The 10,370-nt window shown below is 55.1% G+C and carries 7 protein-coding genes, 2 pseudogenes and 1 riboswitch; all 9 genes and pseudogenes read right to left on the reverse strand.

What is annotated here, in order from left to right; translation table 11 throughout:
- Positions 1-290: 290 nt before the first annotated feature.
- The gene (locus C4885_RS13720) at positions 291-1,040 is read right to left on the reverse strand and encodes an exodeoxyribonuclease III (RefSeq protein ID WP_114000878.1); all 750 of its coding nucleotides are present in this window, start codon (positions 1,038-1,040) and stop codon (positions 291-293) included.
- A 15-nt stretch (positions 1,041-1,055) separates the two neighbouring features.
- Positions 1,056-2,402, reverse strand: a complete 1,347-nt coding sequence (locus C4885_RS13725; RefSeq protein WP_114000879.1) for an MATE family efflux transporter — start codon at positions 2,400-2,402, stop codon at positions 1,056-1,058.
- A gap of 263 nt (positions 2,403-2,665) precedes the next feature.
- Positions 2,666-3,049: pseudogene (locus C4885_RS17115) on the reverse strand (ABC transporter permease); the annotation flags it as partial.
- Between the two features lie 153 nt (positions 3,050-3,202).
- A pseudogene (locus tag C4885_RS17345) lies at positions 3,203-3,355 on the reverse strand (ATP-binding cassette domain-containing protein); the annotation flags it as partial.
- Between the two features lie 66 nt (positions 3,356-3,421).
- The gene (locus tag C4885_RS13735) at positions 3,422-4,411 is read right to left on the reverse strand and encodes an ABC transporter permease (RefSeq protein ID WP_114000881.1); all 990 of its coding nucleotides are present in this window, start codon (positions 4,409-4,411) and stop codon (positions 3,422-3,424) included.
- A gap of 2 nt (positions 4,412-4,413) precedes the next feature.
- On the reverse strand, positions 4,414-5,514 hold the full coding sequence (locus C4885_RS13740; RefSeq protein WP_199488120.1) for an ABC transporter permease: 1,101 nt from the start codon (positions 5,512-5,514) through the stop codon (positions 4,414-4,416).
- Entirely contained in the window at positions 5,514-7,058 is a 1,545-nt protein-coding gene (locus tag C4885_RS13745) for an ABC transporter ATP-binding protein (RefSeq protein ID WP_114000883.1), read from the reverse strand. The genes C4885_RS13740 and C4885_RS13745 overlap by 1 nt, the downstream gene beginning before the upstream one ends.
- A 112-nt stretch (positions 7,059-7,170) precedes the next feature.
- The gene (locus C4885_RS13750) at positions 7,171-8,502 is read right to left on the reverse strand and encodes a BMP family ABC transporter substrate-binding protein (protein WP_114000884.1); all 1,332 of its coding nucleotides are present in this window, start codon (positions 8,500-8,502) and stop codon (positions 7,171-7,173) included.
- 292 nt (positions 8,503-8,794) lie between these two features.
- Positions 8,795-9,385 (reverse strand): folate family ECF transporter S component, encoded by a 591-nt coding sequence (locus tag C4885_RS13755; protein WP_114000885.1) that lies wholly within the window; start codon positions 9,383-9,385, stop codon positions 8,795-8,797.
- Positions 9,386-9,473: 88 nt separating this feature from the next.
- A riboswitch (THF riboswitch) is annotated at positions 9,474-9,632 on the reverse strand.
- Between the last annotated feature and the right edge of the window lie 738 nt (positions 9,633-10,370).

Genomic DNA, 10,370 nt, shown 5'->3' on the forward strand with positions numbered 1-10,370 from the left:
CATCCAGTATTATCTGCGCTTTTGGCTTAGCAGCTGCCGCACCTCGCTCGCCGTATCGGCACTTAGAATTATGCGGTATTGCCATGAAAATTTCAGATTGTCGAAAAGGTCTTCATAGGGGGCGCATTGTGCGCCCGATGCCTTGCGGAGAATGATGTAATGGAATATATGGCAAGGTCCGACATGCGGGGTGAGATCGTGCACCCCTACATGTTTTATACCCACATGCTCTGCAAAAGAAAGGCACAGTTTTTTCGACACACCGAATATTTCTTGGACGTTTTGCAGCTTTACAGTTCCAGCAGCACCGGGCAATGGTCGCTGCCCTGCACATCCATCAAAATCTCGGCCTTTTTAATCTGTGGGGCCAGCCGGTCCGATACCAGGAAATAGTCAATGCGCCAGCCTGCGTTCCGCTCTCTTGCGCGGAACCGCATGCTCCACCAGCTGTACATGCCGGTGGCGTCAGGGTACAGGTAGCGGAAGCTATCGGTAAAGCCAGCGGCCAGCAGCTCGTTCAGCTTGCCGCGCTCCTGGTCCGAAAAGCCCGCAGCACCGCGGTTGGGGCCGGGGTTCTTCAGGTCAATATCCTCATGGGCCACGTTCAAATCTCCGCACAGGATCACCGGCTTTTTGCTGTCCAGGTCTTCCAGGTAGGCGCGCAAGTCGTCCTCCCACTGCATGCGGTAGTCAATGCGGGCCAGCTCGTTTTGGGAGTTGGGTACATAGACATTGACGAGGTAGTAATCCTCAAATTCCAGTGTGATAGCACGGCCTTCGTGGCTGTGGGCTTCCACCCCAATGCCGTTCCAGGCGTTCAGGGGCTTTACGCGGGTATAGATCAGCGTGCCGGAATAGCCCTTTTTCTCAGCGCTGTTGATGTATTCGGTATAGCCTTCGGGGGCAAAATCCGCCTGGCCGGGCTGCATTTTGGTTTCCTGAATGCAGAACACATCCGCATCCAGCTGGTTGAAAGTATCCTCAAAGCCTTTTTTCAGGCAGGCGCGCAGGCCGTTCACATTCCAACTGATAAGCTTCATCGGGGGTTCCTCCTATTATTTTGCCACACATTTTTTCTTCCACGCACCAGATACAAAGCGGACCACAAAGCAGGTCACGCGGCACACCCAGTCCACCACCATGGCGATCCAGACACCGACAGCACCCATACCCATCTGAACGCACAGGATGTAAGAGAACGCCAGACGCCAGATTCCCATGGACAGAATGGAAGTAAGCATGGTAAAGCGCACATCATTGGCTGCACGCAGGGCGTTGGGCAGAACAAAGCCCGCCGGCCACAGGAAGATGGCGCTGCCCGCATGGATCATAACCAGCAGCCAGGCCAGGTGGCGGGTTTCATCCGAAAGGGTGTACACGCTGAGCAGCGGATTCAGGAAGATCAAAATCAGGGCATTGGTAGCGCCCTGGGCAATGTAATCCCACAGCAGCAGCTTTTTGGTAAAGTAGCTGGCCTGGTCCAGCTGTTGGGCGCCCACACAGCGCCCCACCACAGTGATCATGGCAAGGCCGATGGCCTGGCCCACAATGCAGCCCATGCCGTCCAGGTTGTTGGCCACCGCATTGGCGGAAATATGCACCGTGCCGAACAAAGAGATCATACTGACGACCAGCACACGCCCCAGCTGGAACAGGCTGTTTTCCAGCGCGGAGGGGATGCCGATATACAAAATGTTCTTTGCCATCTGGGGCTGCAGGTGCTTGACGCCATCCCAGGTAACGCGGGCGACATTATCATGCCGGGTGGTCAGTTTCAGGATGATGACAGCGCCCAGCACGCGGGAAACCAGCGTGGGCACCGCAACACCGGCAACCCCCATGCGCAGCACAAAGATGCAGAACGCATTGCCCACAATATTGGTAATGTTCATGACAACGGATACCCGCATGGATACCTCGCTGTTGCCGACGGAGCGGAAGATGGCCGCGCCCGCGTTGTACAGCGCCAAAAACGGGTAAGAGATTGCCGTGATGGTAAAGTAGATCATAGCTGCCTGGAACACATCGTCCGCAATGCTGCCAAAGAACAGCCGCAGCATGGGCCCGCGCAGCAGCAGGCAGAGCGCCATGACAGCCGTACCCAGGATAGAGCTTAAAGTAACCAGCTGCCCCGCGCTGCGGGAGGCTTCCCCCGGCTTTTTGGCTCCCAGGAACTGGCTGGTGATAACCGCGCCGCCGGTGGCCAGCGCGGCGAAAATATTCAGGATCAGGTAGTTGATCATATCCACCAGCGAAACACCGGAAATGGCGGCTTCGCCTACGCTGGATACCATCACAGTATCGGACATGCCCACCAGCACATTCAGCGCCTGCTCCACCACCAGCGGCCACAATAGTGTTAGCAGCATACGGTTGGTAAATAGTTTTTGTTGTGTCTGCATTGTCAGACCTTCCTTCTTTCCTCTCCGCTCTAAGGTGTGTATCTGAAAGAAAAGAAGATGTTGCATTTTGCAAGCGCAAAATCCGGCTGTAACTGCCGAAACAGACTGTACTTTTGACTTTTCAGATACACCCCAGGGCAAAAACTACCCCATTTTTATCATTCAGGCAGAAGTATACCACAAAAAATGCCCCCGTGCAACGGGAGCATTTTTGCTGTATGCGGTTCAATTTTGCGCTGATAAGCAAATAACAAACGGTACCCTTATTCGTACCGCAGGGCGTCGATGGGGTCCATCTTGGCGGCCTTTTTGGCGGGGTAATAGCCAAAGAACACGCCGATGGCCATGCTGAACGCCACGGCAATGATGATGGCCGCCACGCTGGGTCTGGCCGAATAGCCCATGACCTGGCTGAGCACAGAACCAAGGCCGATGCCCAGCCCCACACCGATGACGCCGCCAATAGCGCACAGCACAATGGATTCAATAATGAACTGGGTCAAAATGGCCGTGTTGGTTGCGCCCAGCGCCTTGCGGGTGCCGATCTCACGGGTACGCTCGGTGACCGAAACCGTCATGATGTTCATGACGCCGATACCTCCCACCAACAGCGAGATAGCCGCAATGGCGGAGATGGCCAGCGAGATCTGGCGGCCGATGAGGTCAAGCCGACCTCTGGCGAGTATACGCTGGACGGGGTGGATATCCATAAAGCAGACGATGACGAACTGGCGGGCATCCGCAACAATAAAATCGGCTTTGTGTTCCAGACCTATAACCTGCACGCCGATAATATTCATCAGGGTACTTTTGCCGGAGCCGGATTCACCCACAATCGCAACGAACTCCCCCGGCCACACAGTCAAATTAAAAATGTGTGATGGGCCATACCGGATATCACTCTCCGAAATCCGCCAATCCCCCTGCCCTACCCAAAAACAAAAAAGCCCCATTTCCAATAGGAAACGAGGCTTTGATGCAAAATGAGCAATTTTTTGCGAATTCTGCAAAAATATTTTTTACCGCTCCTCGCGGAAGTAGGAAAGGCCCAGATGCTCCGGGGGCTGGTTTTCCTTCTTTTTGCGCAGGCTGACCACGATTAGCACCACAATGGTAACCACATAGGGCAGCATTTGGATCAGATCGGTCATGTAGCTGGCAACGGTAATGCCAAGCAGGCTGGGCAGGAACTGATACAGCCAGTACAGCACGCCAAACAGGTAAGCGCCCCAAATGGCGTTCAGCGGCTTCCAGGTGGTAAAGATGACCAGCGCTACAGCCAGCCAACCCAAGGCTTCGATCTGGCCGGTGGTTGCCCAGATGCCCTGGTTATAATCCAGAACATAATACAAACCACCCACACCACAGATGGCAGCACCCGTGCAGGTAGCCACATATTTATACAGCGTAACGTTAATGCCGGCGGCATCGGCAGTGGCGGGGTTTTCGCCAACCGCGCGCAGGTTCAGGCCCGCGCGGGTGCGGGTAAAGAACCAGTGCAGCACAACTGCCAGCACAATGGCCGCATAAGCCAAAAAGCCGTAAGAGAAAAGCACCTCGCCCACAACGCCAAGGCCGGAAAGCACCGGAATCATGGCACTGAATGCTTTATAAGCCAGCGGTGCCGCGGTGTAGCTGGCACCGTTCAGGATAAACACACCAAAAAAGTTTGCCACACCCATACCAAAGGTGGTCAGCGCAAGGCCGGTCACGTTCTGGTTTGCACGCAGGGTGATGGTCAGGAAGGCGTAAATCAGACCGCCCAGGGCGGATGCGATCAGGGCGCACAGCAGGGCCAGAATTACGCAGACAAAGGCGCTGGGGTTGGCGCTGAGTTTTTCGTAATAATAAGCGCTGGCAAAACCGGCAAAGCCGCCCAGGTACATGATACCGGGAACACCCAGGTTCAGGTTGCCAGATTTTTCCGTCAGGGTCTCGCCCAAAGCGCCGTACATAATGATGGTGCCAAACGGGATGGCACGCAGGATCCATGCAATCAGACTGCTCATACTTACTTGCCCTCCTTACCATCATGATGGCCGCGCCAGACCAGGCGGTAGTTGATGAAAAATTCGCTGCCCAGAATAAAGAACAGGATAATGCCGGTGATGATATCCGCTGCATATTCGTTCAGGGAATAAGCAGAAGCAATTTCCGAAGCGCCGCGGTCCAGGAAGATCAGCAGGAAAGAAATCAGCATCATATAGAAGGTGTTGAACTTTGCCAGCCAGGCCACAATAATGGCGGTGAAGCCGTTGCCGCCTGCCGAGGTAGTGGAGATCGTTTGGTCCTTACCGGCCACAACCAAAAAGCCGCACAGGCCGCAGATGGCACCGGACAGCAGCATAGTACGGATCATCACGCGGCTGACATTGATGCCGGCATAGCGGGCGGTGTTTTCACTCTCGCCCACAACGCTGATCTCGTACCCCTGCTTGGAGTATTTGAGGTAAGCGTACATCGCAAAGGTCAGCACCAGCACCACAATAATATTGATGGTGTAGCGCTGGCCGTTGATCACGGGCAGCCAGCCAGCCTTGGTGGCTTTGTTCAGGGTGCCCAGGCTGGATGCCTGGCCGCGCATGATATTCGTCATGCAGGCCACAATGCTGGTGGCAACGTAGTTCATCATCAGGGTGAACAGCGTTTCGTTGGTGTTCCAGCGGGATTTGAACCAGGCCGGAACAAAGGCCCAGATGGCACCGGCCAGCACACTGCCGATGACCATGGCGGCAAACAGCAGCGGTGCGGGCAGGCTGCTGCCAAAATACACCATGATGAGCGCCGCGACCAGGCCGCCGATCAGTACCTGGCCTTCGCCGCCGATGTTCCAAAAGCGCATCTTAAAGGCGGGAGCCAGTGCAATGGCAATGCACAGCAGGCTGGAAAGATCACGCAGCGCCCAAGAGAAACGGGTGGTGTTCATAAACGTGCCGTTCCACATAACGCCGTACACGCTGATGGGGTTCAGGCCGGTAACAAAAAAGATGAAGAACGCATCCACAACAAGTGCCAGCAGGATAGCAATGGCACGCACCAGCACTTTTTGCACAAAGGTGGTACCCTCCCGCTTGGAGATACGCACAAGCGGTTCAGCTGCAGTTTTGCTCATCATTTGCCCTCCTTTTGTACAAGGTTGGTCATGCGCAGGCCAACTTCTTCCTTGGTGGTGGTGCGGGCATCCAGCATGCCGTTGGCTTTGCCGCCGCACAGCACCAGAATGCGGTCACACAGCTCCAGCAGAACGTCCAGGTCCTCGCCGACGTAAATCACGGCAACACCTTTTTCTTTCTGCTCATTCAGCAGGTTGTAAATGGTGTAGGATGTATTGATGTCCAGGCCGCGCACGGCGTAAGCCGTCATCAGCACAATGGGTGAAGCCGCCAGCTCGCGGCCAACCAGCACCTTTTGCACGTTGCCGCCGGACAGGCGGGAAACGGGGGTGTTCAGGCCGGGGGTAACCACGCCAAGCTCCTTGCGGATCTTTTCGGCCAGTTCACGCGGGGCACGGTGGTCCACCAGCGGGGAGCGGCCTTCGCCATAGCTTTTCAGCATCATGTTGTCCGTCATGCCCATGGTGCCAACCAGGCCCATGCCCAGGCGGTCCTCCGGCACAAAGCTCAGGTGCACACCGGCATCGCGGATGTCCTTGGGACTCTTGCCCAGCAGCTCCATCGGCTTGTCCTCTTCGCCGGGGGCAAAAAACTTAACGTCGGAGCCGGATTCGGTATGCTGCAAACCGGCAATGGCTTCCAGCAGTTCTTTCTGGCCGTTGCCGGAAATACCGGCAATGCCCAAAATCTCGCCGCCATACACATCAAAGCTCACATCGTCCAACACGTTGGTACCTTCGGGGCTGCGCACCGAAAGGTGGCTGATAGCCAAACGCCGGGTGGGGTCCTGCGGCGTGGTGCGGTTGATGTTCAGCTCCACCTTCTGGCCCACCATCATCTCAGTCAGGCTGGATTCCGTTGCGGTGGCAGTTTCCACCGTGCCAACGTATTCGCCCTTGCGCAAAATTGCCACGCGGTCCGAAACCGAAAGCACCTCATGCAGCTTGTGGGTAATGATGACCACGGCCTTGCCGTCCGCCTTCATGTTGCGCATAACGGCAAACAGCTTTTCGGTTTCCTGCGGGGTCAGCACGGCGGTGGGTTCGTCCAGGATCAGGATATCTGCACCACGGAACAGCACCTTTACGATTTCCAGCGTCTGCTTCTGGCTCACGCTCATCTCGTAAACCTTCTGGTCCAGATCCAGCGCAAACTGGTATTTTTCGCAAATAGCACGGGCTTTGTCCCGCACGCGGCGCAGGTCAAATTTTTCGCCTTTGTCCATGCTCAGGGCAATGTTTTCCACGGCGGTAAACACATCCACCAGTTTGAAGTGCTGGTGAATCATGCCAATGCCAAGGGCAAGGGCATCGCGCGGGGAACGGATATCTGCCGGCTGGCCGTTGACGATGATCTGCCCGCCGTCCGGGTAATAGATACCGGCGATCATATTCATCAGGGTGGTTTTGCCGGAGCCGTTCTCGCCCAGCAGGGACAAAATCTCCCCGCGGCGGATATTCATGGTAACATCATGGTTTGCAATGACCGGGCCAAAAGTTTTGGTTACATGTTCCAGCTGGATGGCGTACTCAGTCTGCGGCATGGGAATGCTCCTCTCTGTAAAAATCCATCATGCGGTGCCGTAAACACCAATAGAGGGAAGCTCTGTTCAGTAACAGGCAGAGCTTCCCTCCATGTCAGTTCAGTTTGTGGGATCAGGCAACCGGGTCTGCATCCTCGGTAATGCCGTCAATGCGCAGGGAGAAATACGGAGCGCTGCGCAGGGTGGATTCAGAGAAGTAACCATCGGTGATGGCTTCCTCGGTATCGCCCTGGTACACAGCAACCGGGGTGCCGGTGGAGTAATCATAGAAAGTCAGGTCGATGGGAGCGGTGGTAACAGTCTCACCGTTGACGGTGAACTTGCTGGTATCAAACACATGCAGGCTGCCATCTTTCAGGGCTGCTTCCACTTCGGCAACCTTCTCGGCAGTGCCTTCGGCAACTTCGGGGCCAAGGTCAGTGATGGCAACAGCGCCTTCGTTGTAACCCTCGGACCAGTTGGTAGCCGGGTTTTCACCGTCCATCATGCTCTTGAACAGGTATTCATAGTAAACTTCCCAAACGTTGGTGGCGGAGGTCAGGGCAGCGGTGGGAGCGGTCTCCAGCATGTCGATGTTGTAACCGACAGAGTAGCAGATCTTGCCAGCATCCTTCTGCTTCTGGGTGGCAGCGGGAGCGCCGGTGGAGTCAGCATGCTGACCAATGATCACGCTGCCGTTTGCAATCAGAGCTTCGGCAGCAGCGCCTTCCTTGTCGATATCGAACCAGGAGTTGGTGTACATAACTTCCATGGCAACATTGGGGTAAACGCTCTGCACGCCCAGGAAGAATGCAGTGTAGCCGGAAACAACCTCAGCGTAGTTGTAAGCGCCGACATAGCCGATCTTGACCTTGCCGTCAGCGGTAAAGCTGTTGGGCTGAGTCTCCGGGGTCAGGGTGCCGGACTCAACCAGTTCCTGCAGCTTCATACCGGCAACAACACCGGCAACATAGCGGCTCTCATAAACATTGGTGAAAGCGTTCTTGAAGTTATCCAGGCCAGTCAGGGCAGCAAAATCACCGGTCATGGAAACAAAAGTGACATCGGGATACTTTTCAGCTTCTTCTACGATATAGGTCTGGTGGCCGTAAGAGTTGGAAACAACAAGGTTGCAGCCCTGGCCAACCAGGTCTTCTGCAGCATCAGAGCACTCAGCACCTTCGGGAACCTTGTACTTCCAAACGATCTGGCTGTCGCTCATGCCAAGCTTCTGTGCAGCAGCCTTGATGCCGTTGATATGCGCAGCAGTGTAGCCTTCCGTCTCATCGCCAATCGTGATAACGCCAACCTTCAGGTCACTGGCAGCTGCATCGGTAGCAGTGGCAGCGTCAGCGGTAGAATCTGCTGCTGCGCTGGATGCAGCGCTGGATGCAGCAGTGCTGCCGCAGGCGGCCATGCTGAGCAGCATAGCTGCGGACAACACAATACCCAACAATTTTTTCATGTGTAAGTGCTCCTTTTCTTTTTACGTCTGGCCCGGCGGCAACTGCCAGCCGGAGCCACGGTCCTGAAACCAAAAATGCGCCGTTTTGCTGCATGCTTGCAGGAAATCCGACACATTCTTTTCACATATGTTATTGTATACGCAGCAGGGACATTTTTCAATGCTTTGTGAATACGTTGTTAAAAGTTTGTAAATTACGGAACAATTTTCAAATTTCGGCTGCGTTCTGCCAGCAAAACGCACAATCTTTTAGCCGTAAAGTATGACTTTTGAACAAAAAATCTGCGCTTCATCAGCGCTGATGAAGGTAGCGGCGGTCCAGGCCGTGTTTTTCTGCCGCGTTCAGGGCCAGCCACATCAAGGCAACTTCAATGGGGATCATGATGGTGTTTTTGACCATGCCGGTGCTCAGGTAATACAGGTAACCCTTGCCATACAACATAGCTTTCCACACACTGCCCAGCAGCACATTGCTGCCGTAATTGATCAGCAGACGGGTCACGATCAGGCGCAGGATGGTGGGTTTGCGCTGGTAGAGCATAACGCCGTAAATCAGGCCGGACAACATGGCCGTAATCAGATAGCCGGGGAAATACGGCTCGCCATAGCTGGAAAGCAGAAAGCCCAGCGTATCAATGACCGCACCAACGCCCATGCCCACCAGCGGGCCATAACAGGCGCACCCCAGCGAAACCACCACAAAGCTGAAATAGATCTTCAGGCTCTGGCCCAGCAGATAGATGGGGAAGCTTTCCAGAATAATGGCCAGCGCCGTGACCATACCGGCAAAAGCCAGAACGCGGATGTTCTTAAACTCATCGGCGGCCTGCTGCCAATAGGCCGCGGCATACAGCGGGGTACGGACTTGAACGGATTTTTGCATAATAAAATACCTCCATCGTGCGTGTTGCCGCACAAGGGAGGGGAAAGGGCAGGTGTGCAACCACACCCGCCGTTGCACACCTTTATGCAGCAGTGGGATGCGAAACCAGCACCGCGTGCCGGCAGCGGCGTGCACATTGCACTCCCCTGCCCTGCATCTTCGTCCTGCCACAACTCCCCGTTGGTCAGGCACTGCGGCAAAGCGGCGCCATTGCCGCTTTGCCTAACGCGCGGGTTTCTACTCTGCGTAAATATTATTTTACTGCTTTAGTATACCGCACTTTATGCAGATTGCAATAGTTTTTGCTGATTTTTTGTGGAGGGCGGGGGTAGGCTATAAAATTGGGAACGATGCGCATATGTTTGAGGGTTTTATATGGGGATAGCGACGTGGTCAGGTGACCCCGCCCTACAGGAAATGGCAGGGCACATCACACTTTTTATCGTTTGCAGCAAAGCCAAAACCCGCGGGACGATGCGAACATCGTCCCCTACAAATCATTTGCAGCGTTTGTCACAATCGGCAAAATTCCACCCCGGCGGAATGAGGGCATCCCGCCCTGCAGCCACTTTTATTGTTCAGCACATACTTCACAACCAGCACCCTCCCCCAAAATTCCTAATTTCTCATTCCTAATTTCTAATTTTTCGTTCCGCCCTCTCCCCCACCGCCGCCCCCATCAACTCCTCCCTCTTACTTCCTAACGCCTAAGGCAACACCGCATAATTCTAAGTGCCGATACGGAGAGTGAGGTGCGGCAGCTGCTAAGCCAAAAGCGCAGATAATACTGGATGCTGCAAAGGTGAGCGCCGCCAGTGGCGGAAACAGCGAACCGAAGCAGGGGCAGCGGTCGCAGAGTGCGAGGGGCTTTTGCCCCCGAAGCACGATGCGGGCACCGCAACCCGACATTATCGAGCATTTTGGCAACGCAGATGCCGTGCCGCAGCCGCCGAAGCGGTGCTTAAGCCGTAAGGCGGGAATTGTG

Origin of the sequence: Subdoligranulum sp. APC924/74, from assembly GCF_003324125.1 — a bacterium.
Lineage (GTDB): Bacteria > Bacillota > Clostridia > Oscillospirales > Ruminococcaceae > Gemmiger > Gemmiger qucibialis.